We start from the raw sequence: 25224 nt of genomic DNA, 5'->3' as shown, positions 1-25224 counted from the left end.
TGTTTTGTTTAACTGCAAAGAATGCTCTGGAGACGCCGCTATTACCATCGTTTTACCTTGGCGGAGCTTGAAATCCGCCGGGAGAAACGTGCCCTGATCGTCCAGAGGGCTCTCCGCCTCTTTGCCATCGTCCTGGCCTTGTGCCTGACCATGCTGCTTTCCCTGGTGTGTTTCAAGCCATGGAAGGACCTGCGCTCCCTGGAGCATGAGCGTTCCTTCCTCCAGGCGCATCTGGAAAAATCCAGGGAGCAGATGGAACAGGCTAAAAACGAATTCATCTGGATTTCCCAGGACCCCCATTATTTTGAAATGATCGCTCGGGACAAGGGCAACCTGGCCCTTCCCGGTGAACATATCCTCCGCATCGCGGAACCCAAGCGCCTGAAATAAGGCGCTTTTTTAACGAAAAAACGGGACCATGAAAACCATGTCCCGTACCGGTCAACGGAACGTTCCAGTCCAAACCAGGGCGTTTGATCCCACCCGGCCTCCATCCAGCCCGGTTATCCGCAGCGGGATAGGGGCAGCCACGGGAATGGCAACCATGCCGCGCGGCGGAAAGGGACGGTTCCGCATCCCCGCTACCCTGCCGGCAGGCGCCGCTGCGTATTGACCGCAGCGCAGGGCCCCTGGCGAGACCCAATGCGGCCTCATTCAGGCTGTTTGTCCGGCGTGGCCTTGTCGTACTCCCTCATCAGCTTGGCGGACCAGCTGATGCTGTCCGGGAAACGGCACGCGGGCGTCGTGGTCAGGTACGTTCCCAGCTTCCTGGCCAGGGAATCCGCATCCTGGTGCCTGGAAAAATATAAATCCTTCTGCTCCTGGGGGTCATCCGTAACGCTGTAAAACTGCGGAGCGCGGTCCGGCACCAGCAGGTACTTCATATCCCCGTCCAGCACGGCGGACGTATAATCCGTGCACCAGAACAACGTGCGCGGAACAGGCGTTCCCCTGTTCGCCACCAGCTCCAGAATATCCATGCCGTCCAGTTTCTTGGGGATTTGACGTCCGTTTGCCTTCAGCAGGGCCGGAAGCAGGTCCACGGTGGAAACGGGCTGCTTGCAGACGCTTCCGGGAATCAGCCGCTTGTCCGCCGGATACCTGATGATGAAAGGCACGCGCACGCCCCCCTCAAAATGCTGCCTCTTGGCACCCCGGAAAGGAGCGTTGCAGGAAGACGCTTCCGGAGCGCCGCCGTTGTCCGACAGGAACACGACAATCGTGTCCTTTTCCAGACCGTCCTTCTTCAAGGCATCCAGAATGCGGCCTATTCCCTTGTCCATCGCATACACCATGGCGCAATAAATCCGGCGTTCCTTGTCCTGCACGTTCTTGAATTTGGCGATGTCCTCCGGTTTGGCTTCGTTGGGCCAATGGGGAGCATTGTAGGAAACGAACATGAAAAACGGCTTTTTATCCTTGTTGGACTCCTGGAGGAACTCAACCGCCCTGTCCGTAATATCGTCCGTCAGGTAGGTAATATCCGTCTTATCCGTAAAATTGGACACAATCATGGAGGGATTCAGGCCTTCAGCCTCCTTCTTCACGGGAAAATAAGACCGGGAACCTCCCAGGAACCCCCACCAGCGCGTGAAGCCGCGTTCCGGCGGCGTATACCCCTGCGTGTGGCCCAGATGCCACTTGCCGAACACCGCGCTCCGGTACCCGCAAGGCTTCAAATACTCCGGAATCAGCTTCTCCGTCTGGGGCAGCCCGTAATGGGACTCCGGAAGGTAATCCACCTGGATATTGGGATTCGTAGTAATGCCGTAGCGCTTCGGAAAACGGCCCGTCAGCAGCCCCATGCGGGAAGGGGAGCACATCGGCGCCGTTACATACGCCCGGGAGCAGAACACGCCCTCCTTCGCCAGCCGGTCAAGGGAAGGCGTTTTAATCTGCCTGGACCCCGTGCAGCCCAAATCCCCGTACCCCAGGTCGTCCGCCAGAATGACCACCATATTCGGCGGAGTGGCCGGGCGGCTCTGCGCCCCCGCCGCCCCGCAAAGCAAACTGCACAGAATCAACAATAGATGCGCTTTCTTCATCATACGTTAATTTACGCGGCTTGCCTGCCATATCAATCAAAATATTAATTCTGAAATTTCCGGGGCAATCCTGCAAGCGGCATCCATGACTCTTTAACAACGAATTTGCTAAAAACAGGACGATTTGCCCATCCAATTATTTCCCGGAAATGGATACGAAGCCTTTCCTTCCGCGCCGCTCCCACGGACAGACGCCCTCCTGCTGCCGGAGAAACAGCTCCATCAAGGCGTTTCCAATCCGGCGGCAATAAAGGCCGGCTCCCCCTGTCATTCCTTCACCTTCCCTGGAATGCCGGAACAGCAGCCCTACCCTCTCATCTGCCGCAGAAGGGCCGCCACATACTGCTGGGCTTCCTTCTCCGCAATACCTGTACCGAACTCGAACGGCTTGCCGTCCGGTTGTTCCACTACAATCTTGTTCAGCACCTTATTATTCTGCTGTATATTACTCGCCTCAATGGAAATGCGGGAATCCTTCGCCAGAAGAAACTGCTGGCGGCGGCCCAGGCTCCCAACCCCGCGGAACAGCTCTCCCGTTCCGGGCGACAGGGTCAGCGTCATACGGCCGAACAACACATAAACGGCACCCAAAAACGTACCGAACCCGACCAGAACGAAAGGAATCAGGAACAATTGCCCGAATAAACTCTCATGGGCCATTTTCCCCATCATCACAAATATGGCGGCGTATGTAATAGCATTCCAAATCAGTGCAAACAGCAACAGGAAAAATCCGGCTCCCTTGGGCTTCCTGTACGTTACTTCCAATCCCCGTGCCGTTTTTGTCACGCTCATGCGCCGGGGAATGGAATCAAGGATTTCCTCATCCCTTTCCTCCTGAACAAGCTCTGAAAACCTGCTTATCTTGTTGCAGGCGCGGCATAAAGCCATATCCGTGGCCATATTCACATCTTCCATCGCCAGCAACGCGCCGCACATCGGACACTTCAATTCAACAGGGGTAGTCATGCCCGGAATTCTAACAAACTTTTATGTTCAGAAAAGCATAAAAATCACAGCGTTACCGGCCTCTCCATCCTTCACAAAAATACCGTTTTTCCGGGAACAAGGGATAGACGGCTTTAAGTTGTCCGGAAAGGAAATTCCGTCTGCCTTGGGAAACTGCTGTCCTTAAGCGTTTGTCCTGCTTCACGGCTTTACCTTCTGCGCATCCTTAGGCATTCCCTTGTACAAAAATTCCGTGGCCGGAGTACGCCCCACCGTCCGGTTGATCAAGTCCGGGATTTCCTTGTCCGCATAGCCCGCCATCCGGAGGTAGTTCTTTACCGCCCCGCTCTGGCCCGGAAACAGGTTCACCAGCATTTCCACAAAATACTTCATTCTGGGAACGGAAATATAATTTTTTAACCTTTTATTCCTGATATTGTTTACTGCCAGCTTGTTGAGAAAGACGTAATACTGGGGATTGACATTGCAAACGATATCACGTTTCTTGAGTTCTTCTTCCAAATACTTCCGGTTTAACGGAACGAACGATTTTTTCAGAGCCTCGTGCTTCTCCTCCAAATCCGGATCGTAACGGTTCCGGAACTGCGCATAGATGGAAGCCGCATAAGTGGCCAGCAAGTCGGACAGCGTCTTGCCCCGGAGATGGAGGCGGCGCGCCATCGGAGAGGCGTCACGGCTCATCACGTAGAGGAAGGAAAACATGTCATGTTTGACGGCATGATCATTATTGTCAAAAATGCTCTCCGGCGTCGCCTTGTCGTAGTCGGCGGGATAAAGGGGAGTTTCCGCGATATAATAGAACAGCCAGAGCTGCAACGCCAGCTCCTCCCGCGTGATCTGCTTATTGCTAACAGAAGCGCATTGGCCCAGCACGGAGCGTGCCTCTGTATAAAACTCCCCCAGCCGCCCTTGCGCCAGCTTCTCCCGCAAGCCGGACAGCTCCGCAGGGGGAGATTTAAACGGGTCCAGGCACACCGGGGAAGGCAGGGCATGTCCCAGCCCTACCATACAGCATAGCATGGCGAGAAAGGTAAACACTTTCATTGGATTATTTCCAAACATATTCATAATTCATTAGATGATAGCATAAATCATAGGATATGGCGCGACCGAATTTCCTGATGGCAATTTGGACTTCTTCAAATTCTCCTTCCATTCCTTCGAATTTCACATACTCAACCTTGAACCTCTGCTCCACGGTTTCCACTTTGAGGATATCGTCACTGGTCGACTCTTTGCCGCCTTTCCCATCATGGACTTTCCAATCGCAAGTCCAAAACCATTCCTGCGGCAACTTAGCTCCATGTATGGCGTTATAATTTGCCATATATATCACCCGGTCAATGAATGAATTATTTTGTTCAATGCTCCTGGGGTCATCGCATCCATGCTCCGTATGCGGGACGCCCAATTTTATTTCATGTTTTTGCGGATCGGGAGGAGGGGTCGGCATGACATAGGTCAATCCTCCATCGCGTTCAATCAGTTGGATATTTCCAAAATTCACCTCCGTAGGTTCCACCGTCAATTTAACATCAGCAGCCACAATAATGATATTGTGATCACTGGGAAGATCGGCCTTGACGGGAACAACTGCCGTCAGCTTTGTCGGTACAAGAATCTCAAAGGCAATGGTTTTTTCCAGGCCTTCACTCGTGGTGACGGTGACTTCCACCTCTCCCTTCTTTTGTATTCTCTTATTCACCGTCAATGTAACCTCTTCGAGCCCCTCGGTTTTTTCGGGAAGAGAGGCAAGAGCTTCTCCTTTGGTAATCTTCCACTGCAACTGAGAAACATCCCCCTTGGGCTTTCCGGTCAAAGTCAACAAAACATCTTCCCCCATGCCGAGTTTTTTGCGCTCCTTGTCCGTCTTCTCATCCACATCCTTTCCCTGCTCTTTGGCAATATAGAAATCGGCAGAACACAACGTCGTTTCCGATTTTATTTCCAGTGCCTGTACTTCATCAGGAACATCTTCTCCGGCCTGGGCAAAAGCGCCAAACCAGTGGCCCATCAATATCAGGCCGATAGAACGTATTTGAAATAGAGACAACATGGCAAGGAGGGGAAGTTGGCATATCGTTGCCTTATCCGGGTAATTTATTTATTTGAAGATGTAAAGAAAAAGTTGAAAATACTAATCGTACTCCATGAATTACCAAGCTATTTCCCCTATTTTTCCCGGAACGCCATTCTCTTTTCCGCAAAAAACGGCGGCTTCCGCCATGCGGAGGACGCCGGAACGTTCCGGTTACCGGACAAACTGCCGGTTCAAGCATCCCAACACCCGAATATCAGGCGCTGAATTGGCCGCCTATGCTGACCGTATCAAACTCCACGATCTTCACAATAATGTTTTCCGCCGTGTCCGCCTCCCGCTGCCGGATGGCATCCAGCAGGTCGTCATGCAGCTTCATGGCCCCGGCGTCATACTGCTTCTCCTGCAGCAGGCCTTCCAGATTCTCCTGCACATGGCGGATCACCACGTTGTACAATTCCGCAAGCACCGGGTTATGCGTGGCACGGGCCACGGCAGCGTGAAACAGCATGTCGTCCTCAATGCCCGGCCTTACCCTGGCATGGCAGTCCTTCAGGGCGCTTTCCAGCTCCTTCAAATCCTCCTCCGTCCTTTTAACGGCGGCCAGCCGCGCAATCTCCTTTTCCAAAGCCAGCCGCGCTTCCAGAATCTGGGGCAGTTCGGATTCCTTGAGGCGGTTGCTCACCGCAACGGCAAAGCGGTCTGATGCCATCACATACGTGCCGTCGCCGGGCCGGGCCTCCAGCATCCCCATGTGAATCAGGGATTGAAGGGCCTCGCGGATGGTGTTGTGGCTGACGGAAAAAGCCCGGGCCAGTTCCGCCTCCGCGGGAATGCGGTCCCCCACCTTCCACTTGCCGGACCGTATCATGGATTCCATGGCGGTGAGCACCTGGCGGGACAGGGACACTCTTACAGGCTTCTTCAACTCCATTGTCTTGGATTTCTTCATGAAAAGTTAGCGAATAACAGTCCAGAGGCGTCCCTTCTCCGTCTTGATCAACTGGATATCCAGTTCAAAGGCGTCCTTTAGATTTTCCTCCGTCAACACCTCGTCCCGGCTTCCGTGGGCCACGATCTCACCGGACTTTAAAATCATGCCGCGGTTGAATACGGGGAGGATGTCTTCAATACGCTGGGTAATGAACACGATGGTCAGGTCAGGCCGCGTCTCCGCCAGTTCCTCAATGGTTTTCAGTAAAAATTCGCGTCCCGCCAGGTCCAGGTAAACGCTGGGTTCGTCCAGGATCATCAGCTCCGGGTTCGTCATCAGCGCCCGTGCAATGAGCACCTTGACCTGTTCTCCGGAAGACATGGCCACCACGGGCCTGTCCATCAAATGCTGCGCCTTCAGGGATTTCATGATCCCGGCGGCTTTCTCTTCCTCTTCCGGCGTCGGCTCCCGCAGAAGGCCAATAGTGCCGTCAGGGCCGGAAAGCACCATGTCGCGCCCGTTCCAGGCGCCGTCCTCCAGCCATTTGTGCATGAACGGGCTCACCCACGCGATGGACTTGCGCAGTTCCAGCAGATTAACGTGCCCGAAGGTCTTGCCCAGCACCTGTACTCTGGCGCCGAAAAGAGGCCATGCAAACCCCATCAGCACCTTGACCAGCGTCGTCTTTCCGGCACCGTTCGCGCCCAGGATGAAGCAGCGTTCTCCGCGCTGCACCTGCCAGGAAATATTGTGCAGGATTTCGTGGCCGCCCAGGTATACCCTGGCATTCTCCACATTGACGGCCGGCAAGGAATTGTCCATAAACTGAAAAAATAGCGGGCTTCCGCGGAAAGCCCGGGAGTGTCCGGGCCGTTCCTCCGGGATACGGCGGAACGGCCCGTGATCAACGTAAAAGAAACCTTAGTTTCTTTCAAACAAGCTGCGAATCTTGGCGCCCACGATTTCCACCGGGTGCTGGCCCAGGGCTTCACGCTTGGCCTTGAGGCTGGGAGCGCCCTTGGCGGCTTCTTCCAGCCAGTCCTTGGCGAACTTGCCGGATTCAATGCGCTTGAGAGATTCCTTCATGCGTTCCTTCACGTCGGCGGGCAGAATCTGCGGGCCGTTGTAGTACTCGCCGAATTCAGCGGTGTTGGAAATCACGGAGTTCATCTTCTGGATGCCGCCGTTGTAAATCAGGTCCACGATGAGCTTGGCTTCATGCACGCATTCAAAGTAGGCCATTTCCGGCGGATAACCGGCTTCCGTCAGGGTTTCAAAGCCGTACTTCATCAGGTCCACCAGGCCGCCGCACAGCACGTTCTGTTCGCCGAACAGGTCTTCGTACGTTTCCTGGGCCATGGTGCATTCCAGCACGCCGCCGCGGGTCAGACCCTCAGCCTTGGCCATGGCGAGAGCCACGTCGCGGGCCTTGCCGGAGGGATTCTGGTGCACGGCGATGAGGCCGGGGCAGCCGAAGCCTTCTTCAAACACGCGGCGCACTTCCGTGCCCGGTCCCTTGGGAGCCACCATGATCACGTCCACGTCCGCGGGGGGGACGATGGTGTTGAACACGTAGGCAAAGCCGTGGGAGCAGCAAAGCGTCTTGCCGGCCTTCAGGTGGGGCTTGATTTCAGCTTCATACACGGAGCCGTGGCTTTCATCCGGCAGCAGAATGTGGATGATGTCCGCCTTGTCCGCGGCTTCCGCTACGGTCATCACCTGGAACCCGTCCTGGGTGGCGGCGTCAAAAGACTTGCCGGGGCGAACGCCGATAATCACGTTCACACCGGAGTCACGCATGCAAAGTGCCTGGGCGCGGCCCTGGGCGCCATATCCGATCACGGCAACGGTCTTGCCGTTCAATGCGCTGAGATCAGCGGCGTTGTCATGAATAATATCCATTGTTACTCCTTCTTTAAGTAATTCATCCAAACATCCAATGTTTGGATGAATGAGAACATAGCCATCCGCCGCCCGATTGCAAGCGCTTTTCAACGAATGGCTGCGTTTTTTAAATTATGTGCATGGAGACGGGCCCGCTGGAGGGAAGAGCTTGAAAGCAGGAGAATGAAGAAAGGAAGGAGCCCATGGGGGCGCTTACGGGATATTCCTGACAAGGGCCATGAAACCGCTTTGCGGCCGGGCAGCCTTCATGGATGAACCTGTTCCGGAATACAGCGGAGGCATTTTTACAAGGGCCGGAAGGCCCTTGTTCCTGGCGGATGCCCAGCGGGAAACACGGAGAAAATACGCCTTCCCCCGAACTGGGTGAAAACATCCCTGGCAGTAAAGGCGTTTTTCCACAAAGGAGCTTGGCTCTTCCATAAAGCCGTTATCCCTACCCCGCACTCCCATTTCAAGAACGGTATCCCTCACAGATCCCGCCCAATGCCATTATCCGTGGAAGCCAGGGAATTGGAGTAAATCAGCTGGGAGGTATCATACCCCAGTTCCTCCGCGCAATGGAGCATCGGCTGAAGCTCTTCATCCCTCAACTGCGGCGTCCGGGCCAGCAGCCACAGGTAATTCAGGGAACCGCCGGAAACCACGGCGCGGCTGTAATCCTCATCCAGAAAGGCCACTTCATACCGGCCGTACACCAGCGGCACGAAGTACACTTTCAAATGATTGGGGGCGTCTCCCACCACAGCCTTCGCATGAGCCTCCTTCCGTTCCCCGGTACGGACGTCATAACCGCTGTTGGTAACGGAAATGGTACCGTTCTCTCCATGGTCATACCGGGCAAGCACCTTGCGAAGCCCGCGCTCAAACCAATTTTCCAGGCGCGCGATTTCGTGCCATTCCCCCAGATAACGTTCCAGATTGAAATCCGGCATGGGGTCGGTTTTGACGGAATGGCCGTGAAACAGGGAAGTAACGATGGTCTGTATGATACTCATGATTTGACAGGGAATGCTTTGTTAAAAAAGGTGCGGATATCCGGATATTGAAACTCAAATCCCTCCCGCATCAGCGTCTCCGGAATGGCGCACTGCCCGTTGGTAATCACCTGGGAGGCTTCCCCCATCAGCAGGCGCAGGACGGCGTCCGGAACATGGATGGACAGGCGGGTGTGGAAATGTTCTGCGGCAGCCTTGTAAAATTCCCGGTTGGTGGTGCGTTCCGGAGCCGTTACATTGACCGGGCCGGAAATGTCCTCCTTCCCCATGATGAAAATCAGGGCATCCACCAGGTCCTCCAGCGCCACCCAGGAAAAGGGATGGTCCGGGTTCCCTACCGCCGCCGTGATGCCGAACCGGGCCGGGCGCACCATTCTGGGGAGTGCTCCTCCATCCGGGGAAAGGACTACGCCAAACCGGGTGCGGACCAGCCGCACGGAGTCGTTCACCAGTTCCGCCTCCTTTTCCCAGGCCACGCACAATTCCGCCAGAAAGGAATCCGCCGCCGGATCGTCCTGTTCGCCATGGCAGCCGCCGGCCGGGCTGTAATACCCGACGGCGGAAGTGGAAATCATCACTTCCGGAGGTTCGTGCAGGCGATTGACCGCTTCCACCAGCTTGCGGGTGGTCATAATGCGGCTCTCCACCAGTTCCTGCTTGTAAGCGTCCGTCCACCGCCGGTCGATGGGCGCCCCGGCCAGATTGATGACAGCGTGGCATCCCGCCAGAGCCTCCGCCAGGCAATCCACGCTGTCCTGCGTGAACAGATAGCGCCACAAAGGCGTCACCTGATGCCCGAACACCGCAAGACGGCTGGACAAGTGGCTGCCTATAAATCCGCTGGAACCCGTAATGGCTACATTCATGACTGTAAATCAGATGGCGGCCCGTCTCCGCGGAGGGCGCTCCGGAACACTGCTGGAAATATCCCGCACGGGAACGGACAACCTTTACCGGATAAGACATTTCCACCTCTCTCCTCCGTTCAGCGGAGGACATACTTTGCCGCCTTCCTTTTCCTGAAACGCGCTCTTCACCGGAATTTCCCCTGCGGCCGGACGGAAAAAGAGAACTTGATTTTCACCGGGTGCCTTTTATGTTGGAAACCGTCACAACCACTACTCTCTCATGAATAAAACTCCCAGAACTTTCCTTTCCCTGCTCATTCCCGCCATTGTCATCATTGCTGCGGGTGCGGCGGCCTTCTCCTTTTACAATTTCAGCAACAAGCGCGTGCTGTCCGGTTTTGCCGGCTACGTCTATTCCAAGCCCATTTTCGGCCAGAACAAGTTTGAGGGCATCCTGATCGGGCCATCCTCCACGGGATGGGTATGGCGGAGGGAAGTCAGCAAGGTTTCCATCACGCCGGATACCACGGTGGAGGAATTCGATGCCCGCAACGGCGGCGCCATCCTGGGCAAGGACAAACTGCCCATCTCCTGCAAGGCCTCCCTGGTTTACCGCCTGGACCCGTCCCGAGTGAAGGAATTCATGGAGGATTACGGCGGCATCGCGCAGAGCTCCGGCCGCAATGACGACGAAGTGGCGGACGAGATCATGCTCTTTGCCTACAAGAATTTCATCCAGCAGCCCTTCCGCACCGCCGTACGGGCGGAATTGAGCCAGTACAACGCCCTGGACGCCTCCGGCAGCCTGCAAAAGATTTCCGACAACGTTTACACGCAGTTGAGCAAGCGACTGGACGGCACCCCCTTCATCGTGGATTCCGTAGCCGTGGGAGAAACCAATCCTCCGCAGGCCATCATTGAATCCGTCGTGAAGAAAGTGCAGACCACCCAGGAAAATGAACGGAAGGAGACGGAGCTGCAAATCGCCCGGAAGGACATCGCCATCCAGCGCGCACGCGGGGAGGCGGAAGGAGCCATGAAAATGGAAATAGCGCGCCAGGAAGCGAACGCTAATCTGGCACGCGGCGAGGCGGAAGCCAAAGTCATCGTCATGCAGGGGAAAGCGCGCGCGGAAGCTTCCCTGGAAGCCGCCAGGGCGGAAGCGGCGGGGCTGGCGCTGAAGGAAAAGGCCATGGGGCCGAACGTGCTCCGCGCCAAGGCCTTTGAAAACATGCTGAACAATGCCAAGGTCTATCTTCCCTCCGGCAAGGATGCGGAAGGGAACATGTCCGTGCTGGGCATCCTCAATCTGGACAGGGAGTCCGCCAAATAAGCCTCACTTTCCCCGGCGCTGCCGGAACGGCGACAGTCATGAAGCGGCGGAACCGGAGATGGAAAAACCGCCATCCTCCTCTTCCCCGGCAAATTCATGCTTGAGCATGAACAAGCCGCACATGTTCATCAGCACGCAGGCGACATACAGCTTCACGGGCGCCATGGCAAAATCCATCAGAAACCCGGAAGGAAGGCTCAGAATCACCCATCCCCCCGCGCAGATGGCGCCGAGCAGCCCGGCATAGGGAAGAGGCGCCTTTCTGACAAGCCCCCACCAGCCCGCGGGAGAAAGCCCGGAAAAACTTTCCAGCACGGAAGTCCTCATGAAAACGCCCGGGAAATAAGCTGCACCCGCCGCAATGAACAGCCAGATAAGGGGGCTGTCCATGTCCCAGTCCATCACTCCCAGATAAATGACCAGAGGCAGGAAGGAGACTGCCATGCACATTACCAGCCGGATGTAAGGCATCATCAGATCGTCCAGCCATTCCTCCAACTCCGGAAAGAGGCAGATTTCCTCCTCCCCCATGGCGGACCGCTGCACCATCTTCATGAAAAAGGCGCACATGAACGGTTGCAGGAAACAAAAAATGGCAATCCAGCCGATGAGGGGCGCCCAGGCCGCCAGGAACATGGCCCATACAATGAGGACGGCAAAGGCAAAAACCATGGGCCTTCCACGGAAAGGATAGCCCAGAGAAGAGAGATAGTCGGACATTCAAAAATGTTAGAGCAGTCCGTTCACACCGTCAACGCCTTATTGCCGCTCTAACAAAATAGTTCCTCCTTGTTTCAGGAATAAAAATTCTCCACGGTCCGGACGACGCGCTCCATGTCCTGCGGCCCGCAGCGCTGGTCCACGGGAAGCGGCAGAAGATGCAGCGCCAGCTTCCGTTCCAGGCTGCCCTCCGGGGCCTGTTCCAGCACCTCCGGCCACAGCAGGGGAACCAGGATGCGTTCATCAATCAGCACATTCCTCAGCTCGGGAAAAGCCGTCCAAAACGGATAGCAAAATGGAGCGGACAAGGAATCCGGCTCCACGGAAAGGCGGTTCAGATGTCCCAGCCTTTCGTGCAGAAACAGGAAATTGTCCATGCGGCGCAATCGCGCCTGCTCGTAATCAATTCCGCGCATTAACCGCTCCGTCAGACGGGACATCTTACGCAGGGGGGCGTTTTCCAGCCTCCGTTCGTTCCGTCCGCAGGCGGCGGAAGCCCTTTCCGGCCCACGTTCCAGGCATCCCAGCAGAAAGGCGGCATCCGGCAGGGACTCATCCCGTTCCTCCGGTTCCGGCAGCGGCTGGTCTGCATCCATGACGGCGATTCCCCCGTCCGGAAGGCCGGAAAACTTGCGCGGACTGTACAGGGACGCCACGCCGGGACGGGCGGGAGAATACAAGGCCAGCGCATTGTCCACAACCAGCCTGCCGCCATACCGGGAGGCCAGCCGGTCCACGTACTTCTCCTTGATGCCGAAGTAGTTTGTATACAGCAGGAATTCTCCTTCCTCCAGCTCCGGCAATTCTTCCGGTTCCAGATGCCCGTCAATGCGGTAAGGAATAACGGGAATGTGAAGCCGTTCCATCGGTTCCAGCACCGTTCCACATGTATAAAGGGGCACGTGGACACGGCGCACGTCCCCCAGGCGGCGCAGGATATACTCCAAAGCGCGCCTGCCGGAATTCACGGCCACGCTCCGGCCGTGATGCCACTGAGGGAAATTGCCGTATTCCGGCAATTCCAGGCCGAAAAAGCCGCCGATGTCCGTCCGCCCTTCCATACGTCACGCAATACTACATCTCCCTTACAAAGGAAAGAGCCATCTGGAACGGCACCCTTTCCCGTACCAGGGAACCAACCGAACACGACTGGAAGGAAAAAATCAACAAGGAATGAATCTGGAGCATCCGGGAGAAAGCCGCCGGACAGCCCGGCAGCAAGCCCTTCCACACAATCTCCTGATCCCTTCCCCTCATTTTGAACGAACAACACTGAAATAAAATCCTGACCTTATGCCTTCATCATTTACACTCCACAGCAAGGACCTGGGCGGCGTTGCCACGCCTGTCCACCGGCACACCAGCATAGGCGGCGGCAATCAGTCCCCCGAGCTCTTCTGGACCAATCCGCCGGAAGGAACAAAAAGCTTTGCCGTTACCATCCATGACCGGGACGCGCCTACCGGAAGCGGATTCTGGCACTGGCTGGCCGTCAACATTCCCGCCTCCGTCAGGGAACTGCACGCGGATGCCGGAAATCCGGCCACCCGCCTGATGCCGGAGCAGGCGGTCCAAATTCGCAATGACGCCGGATTCACGGGCTACAGCGGCAGCTTCCCTCCCCCGGGCCACGGGTGGCACCTGTACCTGGTCACCGTTTATGCGCTGGATACGGCATCCCTGCCCGTGGCTCCGGATACCCCGGCCGCCCAGGTAGGCTTCCAGCTCTGGCAGCACACGCTGGAAAAAGCATCCCTCGTCTTTTACGACCAGGTACCGGCAAAATAACCTGTACCGGAGAAAATCACCGTTTCTACCGGGCTTCCGGCTTGGCCGCCTTTCCGGCGCCCATCCAGGTTGCCCGGTGCCACAGCCCTTCCAGCACCCCGTAACGGTGCCGCTCCAGCCACCAGCGGCAGAACCATATCTGCCCGGCCATGGCGGCGCAGCCGATTGCAAAGCTGGCCAGATACCCGCAATAAGGAGCCAGCCCCAGCGCGTACGGGAAGAAAATCAGGGAGCCTATCAGGGACTGGGAGACATAGTTGGTCAGGCTCATGCGTCCATAAGTCAGCAGAGGAACCGTCACTTTCCTGAAATATTCCAGCCGGTACAACAGGACGAACCCGGCTACCCACACGCCGGTAAAGCAGACATTGTGCCACATGGTGAACACGGTGTGCACCGGGGCAGGCAAATCCGGCAGGGACATCACCACATAAAACGCCACGGCTCCGGCCAGGGAAAGAAGCATCCCCCGGGTCCAGAACATGGCATTCCGGTCATTCTGCAAAAAGAAATCCTGCCGCCCCAGCACGAACCCCAGCAGAAACAGTCCCGGAGCCTGCATCAGGCGCCCCGCCTCAATGCCCCAGGCCAGGCTTGCCCACTGCCCCACCGTCAGGTTCTCCCACGCCATCAGCCAGAAATTGCCCGTATCCACAGCCGTTTTCAGGGCAGCGTACGATTCCGCAACAGCCAGGGAGGGAGGCGCCCAGCCCGGATTCACCCACTGCGCTGCCGCATACGCCCATTCCAGGGGCTGGGCCAGGAAGAACAGGGATAATACCACCAGAGTGGAAGTCTTCAGCTGGCGGCACGGCACCAGGAGCAGCCCTGCGATGGCGAAGGTCAGCAGCACGTCTCCGCCCGGAAAAAACACCGCATTCATGCAGGCGAACACCGCCAGCAGGCACATGCGCCAGACAAACCTGCCCGCAAAGTCACGGCCCTTCCGGGCCTGGTTGCGGTACTGGATGGCAAAGGTGAACCCGAACAACAGGGCGAAAATGGTGTAGGACTTTCCGGCAAACAGGAAGAAAAAAGCGTCCTTGAACTGCTGGTTGGCCGCCTCCATCACCGGGGAGGAAGCCACGGGATAGGAATTGTAGATGAAATGTTCCAGGAAATGCAGCAGCATGATTGCCATCACGGCAAAACCGCGCAGGGCGTCCACCACATAAATGCGTTTGCTGTCGGGAGAGAGTAAGGGTTCCATGGCTATGATAATACGGCGTACGGAACGCCTCTGTTTCAACAGAAGTCACCTATACACCATGAAAAAGCCTTTTACAGCCAAAATCGCAGCCGGAGCATCCTTCCGGAAAATTTATTCCATGCCGGGCGGCGGACGCGTCCCCCCGGCCATGGTTGCTGCGCGGTCAAGGACATATCCGTGCCATCCCCGCCCTTCCGCATTCCGGAAAGCTCAATACCGCTTCCCAGAGATGAGCCGGAGAACGCTCTTCCCCCTGCCCCGGCAGACAATGAAACCCGGTGCAGGTACCCCGGCGCTCTCTGGAAACGGGAACACCTCAGCACAAACGGCCGATATCTGCCATCAACTCCCGCACGTCTTCCTCCCGCGTGGCCCAGCTCGTGCAGAAACGCACGGTACTGTGGGAGGGATCCTCCCGGCGCAGGTAGGCAAAGCCGTACTTCTTCCCCAACTCATCCAGGACGGAATCGGGCATCGTGACGAACTGCTGGTTCGTCCCGCTGGCAACGGGGAGCGCCAGTCCCCTGGCGCGGCAGAAATCCCGGAGCATCACGGCCAGACGGTCCGCGTGGGCCCCCAGGCGGAAATAAAGGCCGTCACGGAACAGCTCCAGAAACTGGATGCCCAGAAGCCTCCCTTTCGCGAGCCGGCCGCCCTTCTGCTTGGCAATGTAGCGGAAATCCTCCTTCAGGGCATCATGGCGCAGCACCAGGGCTTCCCCGAACAGGGCGCCGACCTTCGTGCCGCCGATGTAAAAGGCGTCGCAGAGGGAGGCAATTGCCGGCAGATCCAGATCATTGCCTTCATCGCACAAGCCGTAGCCGAGGCGCGCGCCGTCCATATACAGGTACAGCCCCCGGCGGCGGCAGACTTCGGAAATCTCCTGAAGTTCCCTCCGGGAATAAATGGTCCCCAGCTCCGTCGGCTGGGAAATATAAACCATCCGGGGCTGAGGCATGTGTTCATGGGTTTCGTCGTCCCAATGGGCGTGCCACGCATCCTCAATCTGCCGGGCCGTCAGCTTCCCGTCCAGGGATGGAATGGCGGAAACCTTGTGGCCGCACGCCTCCACCGCTCCCGACTCATGGACGTTGATATGGCCTGCATCCGCGCACAGCACGCATTGATGGGGGCGCAAGGCCGCCGCAATCACCGTGAAATTGGTCTGGGTTCCTCCAATGAGGAAATGAATGTCCAGGTCCGTTCTGCCGCACAAATTAGCGATCAGCTCCCGGGCCCGGTCGCAATAGGGGTCCTCCCCATACCCGGCTGTCTGTTCCATATTCGTTTCCGCCAGCCTGCGGAGAATATCCGCATGGGCGCCTTCACTGTAGTCACAGTTGAAAAGAATCATTGCCTTCCTGAAAAACGCGGGGACTGTAGCCCGGGGCGCCTGTCATGTAAAGGAAGATGAAGAATACCTCCGGAACAGGGGCAAGCCACGTCGCGGTTCCGGCGGAGGGCGGCAGGGCGCAAGCGGTTTCACGGCACAGATGCCGGAGGCTCAGCCATCCTCCGCTCCGCCCAGGCCGCTTATTCCGGCAGCTTCACCCTTTTCAGCGTAAACTCCATCTTGGAAATATCCCCGCTGGCTTCCTGAATGCGGGAATTGGTGAAATACAGGTACCCGTCATGAATGCTGAACGTGTCCGGCCAGCTGATTCCGTCCCCGGAAGCCAGAACCTTGATCTCCTTGCGGTCCGGAGTGAGATAGACAATGCGGTTCTCTTCCAGGTCCCCCATGTAAAGGTTGCCCCGGTCGTCCATGATCATGCCGTCCGGGGAAGGCGTTTTCATGGAAAAAATCCTGCTTTCATCCACCTTCCGGTCAATCAGTTGGCGGGTGGGTATTCCATACAGGGTTTTACCCGTCAGGGCGTGGAAATACAGGATGCCGTTCTTCCGGTCCAGGGCAATCCCGTCGGCATGGACTTTTCCGTCATGCCTCTTCCCCTCAACGGTGACATGGTCCTGTTCCGCCGTCGTATAGGGGTGATGGTCCAGCATTCGATAATTCTCTCCGCTCTTCATGTCCAGGACGATCAACCCCGGATCGTTGGAATCCGTAAAATAAATTTTGCCATGCTCACGGTCCACGCGCAGGTCATTAACATAGGAATCCGGGCTGGTGGATTCCGCCAGGGGATACTTCCTGACAAGCTTGTCCGTATTGAGGTCATACACGTACAATGCAGGAACGGCGACAGTCTTGCCGATCATGGGATTCTTCGTATCAATCACATAAAGCCTGTCTCCGTCCGCAACCACGGACTGCACGCACACAAACGCATCTCCGTCTCCGGGCATTCCCTTCTCCCACCGGTTGGTTTTCTCATCCGGATAAGGGGTATAGCTGCCGTCCTTGCGGACCTCCGCCACGGAGCACGGAATCTGCTCCTGCCAGCGGGGAAAATTGACAAAAATCCTGCCCTTGTCCGACACCGTCACTCCGGTCACCTGCGCCCCCTTGAACGAGGCGACGTCCTCAATCTTCGCCTCCGCACGCCCGGCCGGAGCAAACGCGCACATGAGGAATAAAACAACGGAAGCGGAAAAGAAAAAACATTTAACGGGGAACATGGGATTTTAATCTCTCTATTGACTGCAAGACAATACTGAGGCGCTCCGCGTTCATTCCCCGCGGGCGCAGCTTTCCTCGCAGCACCACTCCCGTCATTTGCAAAAAAATGCCCCGTTTTCCCGCACCTGATGCCATTTTGAATGGAAACCGTTATCCCCAAGAAACCAGTAAGGCCGTGCAAGCAGTTAACTTGCACGGCCTTGTTTGGTGCGCCCGAAAGGACTCGAACCTTCACGGGGGAACCCCCACTAGAACCTGAATCTAGCGCGTCTACCAATTCCGCCACGAGCGCACATGGTTTGGTAAGAACGGGGGTTATTATGCACAGCGGCGGCGGATTGGCAACTATTTTCCTGCACATGAAAGAAAATATTTTCCAGGGCCTCTTTCCCCCCCCGGCAACCGGGACGGCATGGAAACGATATAAGGGCTTCTCAAATCCTTCCGTATGCAGTAGTCTCCCCTCAGCATCAGAGGCACCACCATTTCAGGCTTGTGAATGAGACGAGGGAAAAACCGCTATTGAACCGTTTTGAGGTCATGGAAATGGGGTTCGGCCTGTGTACGCTGGCTGCCCTGATGTGGCTGCTGTGGTGGAACGGCTTCGGCGAGATTCATGAGGACCAGCTTTCCCTGCGTTATTTCCGGGAAATCCTGTCCCTGCTGGTGCTCGGCCAGCTTACCGGAGTTCTCGGCATCCTGCGGGAGAAGTGGCTTGCCAGGTCCATCCGGAACCCGCGGTGGATGGAGCTGGGGCTGGGCCTCCTTATCCTGGTCATGCTGGCCGGGAATTTTTTCAATTCCACCTTTATTTCCAGAATAGAGCTTCAGAATATTTTCCGCGCCCTCTGCCTCTGCTACGGAGCGGCTCCCCTGCTGAACCTGAAGGAGTATTTTTTCCGCCTGGCCCGCCGGAACCGGGGGTTCCACCTGCCGCGCATCCGCCCGGCCCTGCTTTTCCTGCTCACGCTGATTGCCTTCATTACGCTGGGGGGAACCCTCCTCATGTCGCCCGGCGCTACCAAGGACGGCATCATTCTTTCCCCTACGGACGCTTATTTCATCAGCACCAGCGCCGTCTGCGTCACGGGGCTGGTGCCCCTGAACGTCCATGAGCATTTCACCAATTACGGGCAGACCATTTTGCTGGTGCTTTTCCAGGTAGGCGCTTTCGGCATCATGACGTTCACTTATTTCGTCTCCCTGATGGTGGGCCAGGGCCTGAGCCTGCGTTCCAAGGTGACCATCAGCAACCTGCTGGATGAAGAGGGCATCGCCCAGGTGGACCGGTTCATCAAGAACATCATTGCCGTCACGTTCGGGGTGGAGGCGCTGGGAGCCATAGCCCTTTATTTTTCCTGGAGGAACGTACCGGGGCTGGAGGGGGACACGCTCTGGTGGTACGCCGTGTTCCATTCCGTTTCCGGCTTCTGCAACGCAGGGTTCAGCCTGTTTGCGGACAACCTGGCTACGCCGGATGTGGCCTACAATATGGGCGGCCAGATTACCATCATGGTGATGGTGCTCTGCGGCAGTCTGGGGTTTGCGATGTACCTAGAGATCGTCCGCCGCGCCAGGGTGGCCCTGGGCTGGGACAGCCGGAACACTATCAGCCGCCACTGGTCCACGTACAGCTGGCTGGTCGTGCGCATGACCGCCGCGCTGGTGCTGGGCGGCGGATTGATCCTGTTCCTGATCAAGGCGATTGACGGCAGCCTGTTCACTTCTGCCGATCCCTGGTACTGGATTCTGTGGGAAAGCCTGTTCAACGCCACGGCGCGCACCGCCGGGTTCAATATTTCAGACATGGCGCTCAACAGCGTCCCGTACGCCCTGTTCCTGGGGGCGCTCATGTTCATCGGCGGCAATCCCGGTTCCACGACGGGGGGCGTCCATACCACCGCGTTCGCCGTTTCCTGCGGGGAGGTGGCGCGCATCTTGCAGGGCAAGCAGGACGTGGTGATGCACAAGCGCCGGATTGCCCGCAGCGTGGTGGAGCGCGCCGTCATCACCGTTATCCTGGCCGGGGCCTGGGTAGGCATGATGACCACGGTCATGTGTTTTGCGGAACCGGGACTGAGCCTGGAACGCCTGTTTTTCGAGGTGGTCAGCTCCTTCGCCACGGTAGGTTTTTCCTGGAATGTCACGCCGGAACTCAGCGATGCGGGCAAATGGATTATCGTGTTTAACATGATCGTGGGCCGCGTGGGCATGGTGGCATTCGTGCTGGCGTTCATGAAACAGCCCAGCAAGTCTCCGCTGCGGTATCCGGAAACCAGGCTTCCCCTCAGCTGACCCGCGGTTTTTCTCCGTTTTTCATGACATACATGGAGACAAACGCATTTCTTTCTTGCATGAAAACGGTTTGAGCCAAGAATGCCGGACCTTTAGCGCCTGCTCCCGGCAGATCATGCCCGCGGAACGCCCTTGTTATGAATAATCCCTCCTTTATTTCCTATCAAAAGATATGGCTCATGTCGTATCCCCTCATGATCAGCCTGATCATTGAGCACATGATCGGCCTGACGGACGCCATTTTCCTGGGCCGCGTGGGGGATGTGGCGCTGGGAGCGTGCGCCCTGGGCGGCGTGTATTACATGGCCATGTTCATGCTGGCTTTCGGCTTCGGCTTCGGGGCGCAGATCATCATTGCGCGCCGCAACGGGGAACGCCGTTACAACCGCATTGGACCCACCATGATCCAGGGCTGTTATTTCATGCTGGCCCTGGCGGTGGTTCTGTTCACCGCCTCCCAATATTTTTCCCCCATCATCCTGCGGGATATCATCGAGTCCCCGCAGGTTTACGACGCCACGGCGGATTACCTGCACTGGCGCACCTACGGCATCTTTTTCTCCTTCCTCTGCGTGATGTTCCGCGCCTATTACGTGGGGATTACCCAAACGAAGATTCTGACGATCAACTCCGTCGTGATGCTCCTGAGCAACGTGGTGCTGAATTACTGCCTCATTTTCGGGAAAGGCGGCTTTCCCGTCATGGGCATCGCCGGGGCGGCCATTGCCTCCAGCGTGTCGGAGGCCGTTTCCCTCCTCTTTTTCATCATTTACACGGGCACGACGGCAGACAAGCGGAAGTACGGCTTCCGCCGGGCGTTCACGTTCCGTCCCCATCTGCTGAAAGGCATGCTGTCCATTTCCGGCTGGACCATGGTGCAATCCTTCATTTCCGTCTCCATCTGGTTCATCTTTTTCCTGGCGATTGAACATCTGGGGGAACGCCCCCTGGCCGTGACCAACATCGTGCGCAATATTTCCGCGCTGCTCATCATGGTGATCAGCGCCTTCGCCACCACGGCGGGAGCCCTCATCAGCAACCAGATCGGCGCGGGGGAACAGCGCTATCTGTTCAGAACCTGCGGGATGACGCTTAACCTGACGTATGCCATCCTGGTTCCGCTGCTTGTCATCCTGTGCCTGTTCCCGGAACCCGTTCTCAGAGTTTTCACGGATAATCCGTCCCTGATTGCCGCCAGCATTAATTCCGTTTATGTGATGTCCACCTCCACCCTGATCATGGCTCCGGCATTCATCCTGTTTAATGCCGTATCCGGCACGGGCAACACGAAGGCGGGCTTCATCATGGAGATGATTTCCCTGACTGTTTACACCGCCGCCGTTTATTACATCGTCATCAGGCTCAAGCCTGACGTGGCTCTCTGCTGGTTCTCCGAACACGTTTACGGCATTGCCCTGATAGCACTGGCGTGGTGGTACCTGAAGAGCGGAAAATGGCGCGGCAAGAAGGTATAAACAGGAATACGGCAAAAACGCAACCCTTCCCTGCTTTTTTCCACCGTAAAAGGCGGCGGCATCCATCCATGCCCATGACGTTCCTTGATGAGAGCGGCATGGATGGAGGAGTGTCCATTCCGCCCCAGTCAAGCCAACCGGGTTCAACCCGTTTCCCTCATCCATGTCCCGGATAAAAAAGTCCGGCCATTCACAGACGCCGGAAGAATAGATCGATTCGCTCCCATTCAGGAAGAACCTTTAAGCGTGAAACAGGGGTTTTCCATTCTGCAAATCAGGGGAAAACGACGCCAGCGCATTTCCGGAACGGCCTTTCCTAGGAGAGCACCGCCACCTTTCAGAGGTCTTTCCCAAGGGCATAAAAAAGCCCCGCGGCACAAGCCGCAGGGCAAAAACGGAACAGGCCGGGATTATTCTTCGCCGGAATCCTCTTCGGAATCACGGTCTTCCTCCGGAGAGGAAGCTTTTTCCTGCTGCTGGGGGGCGGCCTTCTGGGCGTGCTTGCGGCGGGATTCTTCCATCATGAAGAATTCCGCGCAACGGAAGGCACGGCGCGCGGCTTCACGCGCCGTCTGGTCGTCCATCAGGGCAAGCCCTTCTTCAGACACTTCCGCCAGGAACATTTTCCAGGCGCGGGAGGCCACTTTCTTGCCATCCAGCTGCTTGAAGGAAGCGGAGTCCTGCATGGGCTGGCGGTCTTCTGAGCCGTTGCCCTTTTTATTGCGGCGGCGACGCTTGCGCTTGTTGAAGGAACCTTCAGAAGCTCCGCCCACGGTTTCCGGCTGGGCAAAGGAGTCTCCGCCATGCTGTTCATGGCGTTCCTGCTGTTCCGGGTTGCGGTTGGGGCGGAAGGATTCGCGCTTGACCTTGACCGGAGCGGCAGCCTGGGGCCTTTGGGAAGCCTCGGGAGCGGTATTTTTTTCAACGGGAGCGGCGGGAGCCGGAGTCACGGAAGGAGCCGGCGCTTCAGCGGCGGGGGCCTTCTTGTCAGCCGCCTTTTTGGCGGGTTTCACGGTTTTTGCCTTGGCCGCGGTTTTCGGGGCGGACTTGACCGTTTTGATTTTGGTTTTGGGCGCTTCTACGGAAGCGGCGTCAGCAGCGGGCTTCTTTTCAGCCGCGGCGGCCTTCTTGGTCGTAGAGGCCGTCTTTTTGGCAGCCGTTTTGCGGGCAGCCATTTTTTTGGCTGCGGACGCTTCCGGAGCACCTGTTTCTAATGGTTTTTTTGCCATAAAATTTCAAGTGAAAGAAAGGATTATGAATCAATTCCGGAGATTGTCGAGATTTATCACGGAGCCTCATCCGGAAGGGCCGGCAAATCTTTCAAAAGCGCCTTGTACTTTCCCGAATCAAAGGGGCGGCCGCCCACCACCATCTCATTAATGGTGATGGCAAGGGCCTGCGCCATCAGTTCCAGGGCTTCCTGCTCTTCCAGTTTTTCCCGGCCTGTCAGGCGCTCCAGGCAGGCCTTGACATAGGCAGTGTCCGGCGCTTCCAGCTGCTCCCGCACGGCAGGCACCAGCGTTTCAATCATTTCATCCGGTATTTCCATAAGATTTTCCTTCTGCTGTTTGGATTACCCTAACGAAGTTCAGGAGAATTTTCCCCTGTCCGCCCCTGAATTGCGCTGCCAGGATGCCGGCTCCGTAAAGGTAATATTAATTTTTTCAATAATTTGATTCCAATGATCAATCCTCGATTTTTGCCTTTAATTCTTCTTTCAATTCAGAGGGAATGTCATTCCAGTGCAAGTTCAGCAACGCCCCTTCCAGAGAATACAGGTAATAACATACAGGCACCGTCTTGTCAGGATAGTTACCGCATATTTTTTTAAATGCCTCAACGGAAGTCATTTTCTCAAGATCAGCCAAGGTGAACACACCGATTTCATTAAGGCATTCTTTTATAGCCGCCCCGATGTTTTTTGCCTGCCTTAAATCGCTTGTTATCTTGAATTTCATTTTTATTGCGGCTTATTTACCGTCATCTCACTTTCGATTCCCTCCCGGTTTTTTTATCGCAACATGGCTGATGTTCCGGGTTGCTGCTCCGTTCCATTTCCACAGGGATGCCTGCTGTTTTCCCTACATGGCGCCCATGCGGCTGCGGATGACGGATTGCAGCTCCGTTTCAAATTCCCTCAGGTCATCCGCCGTGGGTTCCCCGAGCGTGGCGTCCCAGTTGATGCGGCCCGTGCGGTCGATGTCCCACACGCCCTGGGCTCCGCTCCTGAACAGAATCTTGCCGGCCATCAGGGCATGGGGAGGCGTTATCTCATCCACGGTTACCTGGGTTTTACCCAGCAGAGAGGCGGGGGGAGCCGCCGCTCCGGAAAGCTCCGCCGGCTGCTCGGCCTGGGGTTCCGGTTCCGGCTGCCTGATTTGAATATCCAGGTCCTGAAGCAGGAACCTGGTATCCATGAATGTCAGCTTGATGCCCAGGTCTTCATGCAGCCTCTTCTGGATGGCGTTTAAATCCAGCCCTTCTTCCGCCCAGTCCCGGATGGACCGGACCTGCTCCGGAGATAATTGATCAGGGTTAATCATGATATGTATTTGAGTTAGAATGATGCCTTTTTGTTCGCGGCCAGCCATGCATTCCAGCACGGAATGAACGCGGGGGAGAAGTCCTGCGGGCGGCGCTCCACCCATGCCTGGATTTGTTCCGGCGTAAACCACTGCACGCTATCCACTTCCGCCGCGGGAAAACGAACTTTCCCGGAGTACCGCCCTTCATAGAGCGCGATGAATTCCCAGCCGTTGTTTTCACCTGCGTCAAAGTCCGCAATTTTCCGCAGCTCGCAGCCGGAGATGCCCAGTTCCTCCTTCAGCTCCCGCGCCGCGGCCTCCCCATAGCTTTCCCCGGCATCCAGATGCCCGGCAGCGGAGGAATCCCACTTGCCCGGCTGCCTGTCCTTCCACAGCGATCTTTTCTGGAGGAGCACAGCCCCATGCTTGTTGACCAGGAACATGTGCACGGCGCGGTGGAGAAGGTTCCCTTCATGGATTTCCCGGCGCGTGCCCTGCCCCGTCATCTGGTTGAGTTCGTCCACCACGTCAAACAATTCGTCCCCGCTCTGCGCCACGTCCTTGAGGGGGTTGGCGTCGTAAGCCCGCGCCAGCTCCACCCACTGGGCCAAATTCAGTTCCTCGGCCCTGGCGGAAGGGGAAAGTCCCAGGGAGGCGGCTACTTCCTCCCACGGAGGGGACGCCGGAAGCTGTTTTTTCAACTGCTTGCGCCTCTGGGAGAAAGCCTTGCGCATCAGCTCGTCCATCAGCCGGTCGTCATACGGGGGCAGGTCGCGGACGGGGCGCGGCGTGAGCAGCATCACGGTGGAATCAATCCGGGGCCGGGGATGGAACGCTTCCGGGGGAATAGTTTTCAGGGCGCGGGGAATCCAGTTTTTCTGGATGCGCAGGGACAACAGCCCGAAGGCGTCGTCATCCGGAGTCGCCAGAATGCGGTCGATGAATTCCTTCTGGAGCATCACCACGGCCCGTTCCACGGCGCTGGGCCTGGACAGGAAGTTCTGGAGAATGGCGCCTCCCGCGGAATAGGGAAGGTTGCCCAGGAACTTGACGGGAGCTTCCGCAAACAATCCCCGCGGGTCCCAGGACGCGCCGTCCGCATGGTGAACCTCCACATGGGGGTCTCCGGCCCAGCGCTCTTTCTGGTATTCCGCCAGGCGGGAGTCGAATTCCACCAGAATCAATTTGCGGCAAAGAGGGGCGGCGTGCTCCGTCAGGGCTCCGGTTCCGGGCCCTACTTCCACCACGCAGTCCTGTGGCTGAATTTCAAGCTGGCCCACAATCCAGCGCGCCACATTTTCATCCGTCAGGAAGTTCTGTCCCAGGGATTTGCTGGGGCGCACTTCGTGATCTTCCAGAACATTCCTGATCTCGGACGGTTTCATAATAAGGGGATGTTCTCAAAAATGCACATCAGGAGCCAGTAAAAAGCGGGGCAGTTTCCGGCATGAAAACGGAGGGCGGCCCGCACGCCGCCAGAGGAAAGCGCCCGGACCATGCAAAGGAGCCTTGCCCCTTGCGCACCGGAACGGGAGCGTTGCCGCCCCATGCGTCCGGCATCCT

The 25224-nt window shown here is 57.0% G+C and carries 24 protein-coding genes and 1 tRNA gene; 5 read left to right on the top strand and 20 right to left on the bottom strand.

Annotated elements, in window-relative coordinates:
- The first annotated feature begins 21 nt into the window (after nucleotides 1–21).
- Nucleotides 22–390: an FtsB family cell division protein gene (locus J5W70_RS06545; RefSeq protein ID WP_022197005.1), complete on the top strand. Its 369-nt coding sequence runs from the start codon at nucleotides 22–24 to the stop codon at nucleotides 388–390.
- 260 nt (nucleotides 391–650) lie between these two features.
- Here the strand turns inward: J5W70_RS06545 and J5W70_RS06540 are convergent, their stop codons facing one another.
- From J5W70_RS06540 to J5W70_RS06500, 9 genes are all read right to left on the bottom strand, one after another.
- Nucleotides 651–2048: a sulfatase-like hydrolase/transferase gene (locus J5W70_RS06540; RefSeq protein ID WP_022398142.1), complete on the bottom strand. Its 1398-nt coding sequence runs from the start codon at nucleotides 2046–2048 to the stop codon at nucleotides 651–653.
- A gap of 303 nt (nucleotides 2049–2351) precedes the next feature.
- Nucleotides 2352–3014: a hypothetical protein gene (locus J5W70_RS06535; protein ID WP_022398143.1), complete on the bottom strand. Its 663-nt coding sequence runs from the start codon at nucleotides 3012–3014 to the stop codon at nucleotides 2352–2354.
- A 180-nt stretch (nucleotides 3015–3194) separates the two neighbouring features.
- Nucleotides 3195–4058: a hypothetical protein gene (locus J5W70_RS06530; RefSeq protein ID WP_022398144.1), complete on the bottom strand. Its 864-nt coding sequence runs from the start codon at nucleotides 4056–4058 to the stop codon at nucleotides 3195–3197.
- A gap of 4 nt (nucleotides 4059–4062) precedes the next feature.
- The gene (locus J5W70_RS06525) at nucleotides 4063–5070 is read right to left on the bottom strand and encodes a hypothetical protein (protein ID WP_102731588.1); all 1008 of its coding nucleotides are present in this window, start codon (nucleotides 5068–5070) and stop codon (nucleotides 4063–4065) included.
- Between the two features lie 238 nt (nucleotides 5071–5308).
- On the bottom strand, nucleotides 5309–6004 hold the full coding sequence (locus tag J5W70_RS06520) for a FadR/GntR family transcriptional regulator (protein ID WP_022398146.1): 696 nt from the start codon (nucleotides 6002–6004) through the stop codon (nucleotides 5309–5311).
- Between the two features lie 6 nt (nucleotides 6005–6010).
- Nucleotides 6011–6808 carry an ABC transporter ATP-binding protein gene (locus J5W70_RS06515; protein WP_022398147.1) on the bottom strand — a complete coding sequence of 266 codons (798 nt, stop codon included), beginning with the start codon at nucleotides 6806–6808 and terminating at the stop codon, nucleotides 6011–6013.
- A 99-nt stretch (nucleotides 6809–6907) separates the two neighbouring features.
- Nucleotides 6908–7888: a ketol-acid reductoisomerase gene (gene ilvC / locus J5W70_RS06510; RefSeq protein ID WP_022398148.1), complete on the bottom strand. Its 981-nt coding sequence runs from the start codon at nucleotides 7886–7888 to the stop codon at nucleotides 6908–6910.
- Between the two features lie 470 nt (nucleotides 7889–8358).
- The gene (locus tag J5W70_RS06505; protein ID WP_022398149.1) at nucleotides 8359–8886 is read right to left on the bottom strand and encodes a lipocalin family protein; all 528 of its coding nucleotides are present in this window, start codon (nucleotides 8884–8886) and stop codon (nucleotides 8359–8361) included.
- Complete coding sequence (locus J5W70_RS06500) at nucleotides 8883–9752, bottom strand: TIGR01777 family oxidoreductase (protein ID WP_022398150.1); 870 nt, start codon at nucleotides 9750–9752, stop codon at nucleotides 8883–8885. The genes J5W70_RS06505 and J5W70_RS06500 overlap by 4 nt, the downstream gene beginning before the upstream one ends.
- A 262-nt stretch (nucleotides 9753–10014) precedes the next feature.
- Here J5W70_RS06500 and J5W70_RS06495 point away from each other — a divergent pair, with 262 nt between their 5' ends.
- Complete coding sequence (locus J5W70_RS06495; protein WP_022398151.1) at nucleotides 10015–11067, top strand: SPFH domain-containing protein; 1053 nt, start codon at nucleotides 10015–10017, stop codon at nucleotides 11065–11067.
- Nucleotides 11068–11103: 36 nt separating this feature from the next.
- On the opposite strand, the gene J5W70_RS06490 is transcribed toward J5W70_RS06495, so the two are convergent.
- Complete coding sequence (locus J5W70_RS06490) at nucleotides 11104–11787, bottom strand: hypothetical protein (protein WP_215832667.1); 684 nt, start codon at nucleotides 11785–11787, stop codon at nucleotides 11104–11106.
- Nucleotides 11788–11861: 74 nt separating this feature from the next.
- Nucleotides 11862–12848, bottom strand: a complete 987-nt coding sequence (locus tag J5W70_RS06485) for a hypothetical protein (RefSeq protein WP_022398153.1) — start codon at nucleotides 12846–12848, stop codon at nucleotides 11862–11864.
- A 232-nt stretch (nucleotides 12849–13080) separates the two neighbouring features.
- Between J5W70_RS06485 and J5W70_RS06480 the strand changes: the two genes are divergently transcribed.
- Complete coding sequence (locus J5W70_RS06480) at nucleotides 13081–13575, top strand: YbhB/YbcL family Raf kinase inhibitor-like protein (RefSeq protein ID WP_022398154.1); 495 nt, start codon at nucleotides 13081–13083, stop codon at nucleotides 13573–13575.
- Between the two features lie 25 nt (nucleotides 13576–13600).
- Here the strand turns inward: J5W70_RS06480 and J5W70_RS06475 are convergent, their stop codons facing one another.
- The 4 genes from J5W70_RS06475 to J5W70_RS06460 all read right to left on the bottom strand — a co-directional run bounded on the left by J5W70_RS06475 (nucleotide 13601) and on the right by J5W70_RS06460 (nucleotide 17658).
- Nucleotides 13601–14785 carry a DUF418 domain-containing protein gene (locus tag J5W70_RS06475; protein ID WP_022398155.1) on the bottom strand — a complete coding sequence of 395 codons (1185 nt, stop codon included), beginning with the start codon at nucleotides 14783–14785 and terminating at the stop codon, nucleotides 13601–13603.
- Between the two features lie 316 nt (nucleotides 14786–15101).
- A complete protein-coding gene (locus J5W70_RS06470; RefSeq protein ID WP_022398156.1) occupies nucleotides 15102–16139 on the bottom strand; it encodes a threonine aldolase family protein in 1038 nt (345 codons plus the stop codon).
- A 179-nt stretch (nucleotides 16140–16318) separates the two neighbouring features.
- Nucleotides 16319–17314 carry an L-dopachrome tautomerase-related protein gene (locus tag J5W70_RS06465; protein WP_022398157.1) on the bottom strand — a complete coding sequence of 332 codons (996 nt, stop codon included), beginning with the start codon at nucleotides 17312–17314 and terminating at the stop codon, nucleotides 16319–16321.
- A 257-nt stretch (nucleotides 17315–17571) separates the two neighbouring features.
- A tRNA-Leu gene (locus tag J5W70_RS06460) sits at nucleotides 17572–17658 on the bottom strand.
- Nucleotides 17659–17861: 203 nt separating this feature from the next.
- On the opposite strand from J5W70_RS06460, the gene J5W70_RS06455 reads away from it, so the two are divergent.
- The gene (locus J5W70_RS06455) at nucleotides 17862–19661 is read left to right on the top strand and encodes a TrkH family potassium uptake protein (protein ID WP_215832666.1); all 1800 of its coding nucleotides are present in this window, start codon (nucleotides 17862–17864) and stop codon (nucleotides 19659–19661) included.
- Between the two features lie 137 nt (nucleotides 19662–19798).
- A complete protein-coding gene (locus tag J5W70_RS06450; protein ID WP_022398159.1) occupies nucleotides 19799–21136 on the top strand; it encodes an MATE family efflux transporter in 1338 nt (445 codons plus the stop codon).
- Between the two features lie 410 nt (nucleotides 21137–21546).
- Here J5W70_RS06450 and J5W70_RS12900 read toward each other — a convergent pair whose 3' ends face one another.
- The 5 genes from J5W70_RS12900 to rsmA form a co-directional block, all read right to left on the bottom strand.
- The gene (locus tag J5W70_RS12900; RefSeq protein ID WP_215832665.1) at nucleotides 21547–22311 is read right to left on the bottom strand and encodes a hypothetical protein; all 765 of its coding nucleotides are present in this window, start codon (nucleotides 22309–22311) and stop codon (nucleotides 21547–21549) included.
- Between the two features lie 110 nt (nucleotides 22312–22421).
- On the bottom strand, nucleotides 22422–22685 hold the full coding sequence (locus tag J5W70_RS06440; RefSeq protein WP_022398161.1) for a hypothetical protein: 264 nt from the start codon (nucleotides 22683–22685) through the stop codon (nucleotides 22422–22424).
- Nucleotides 22686–22821: 136 nt separating this feature from the next.
- The gene (locus J5W70_RS06435) at nucleotides 22822–23094 is read right to left on the bottom strand and encodes a TfoX/Sxy family protein (protein ID WP_022398162.1); all 273 of its coding nucleotides are present in this window, start codon (nucleotides 23092–23094) and stop codon (nucleotides 22822–22824) included.
- 123 nt (nucleotides 23095–23217) lie between these two features.
- Nucleotides 23218–23679, bottom strand: a complete 462-nt coding sequence (locus tag J5W70_RS06430) for a hypothetical protein (RefSeq protein ID WP_102728674.1) — start codon at nucleotides 23677–23679, stop codon at nucleotides 23218–23220.
- A 14-nt stretch (nucleotides 23680–23693) separates the two neighbouring features.
- Nucleotides 23694–25046, bottom strand: a complete 1353-nt coding sequence (gene rsmA, locus J5W70_RS06425; RefSeq protein ID WP_022398163.1) for a 16S rRNA (adenine(1518)-N(6)/adenine(1519)-N(6))-dimethyltransferase RsmA — start codon at nucleotides 25044–25046, stop codon at nucleotides 23694–23696.
- Nucleotides 25047–25224 lie beyond the last annotated feature (178 nt).

It is taken from the genome of Akkermansia massiliensis, assembly GCF_018847375.1.
Lineage (GTDB): Bacteria > Verrucomicrobiota > Verrucomicrobiia > Verrucomicrobiales > Akkermansiaceae > Akkermansia > Akkermansia massiliensis.
Note: the sequence above shows the minus strand (reverse complement) of the source record. Positions and strands in the feature narration are given on the sequence as shown.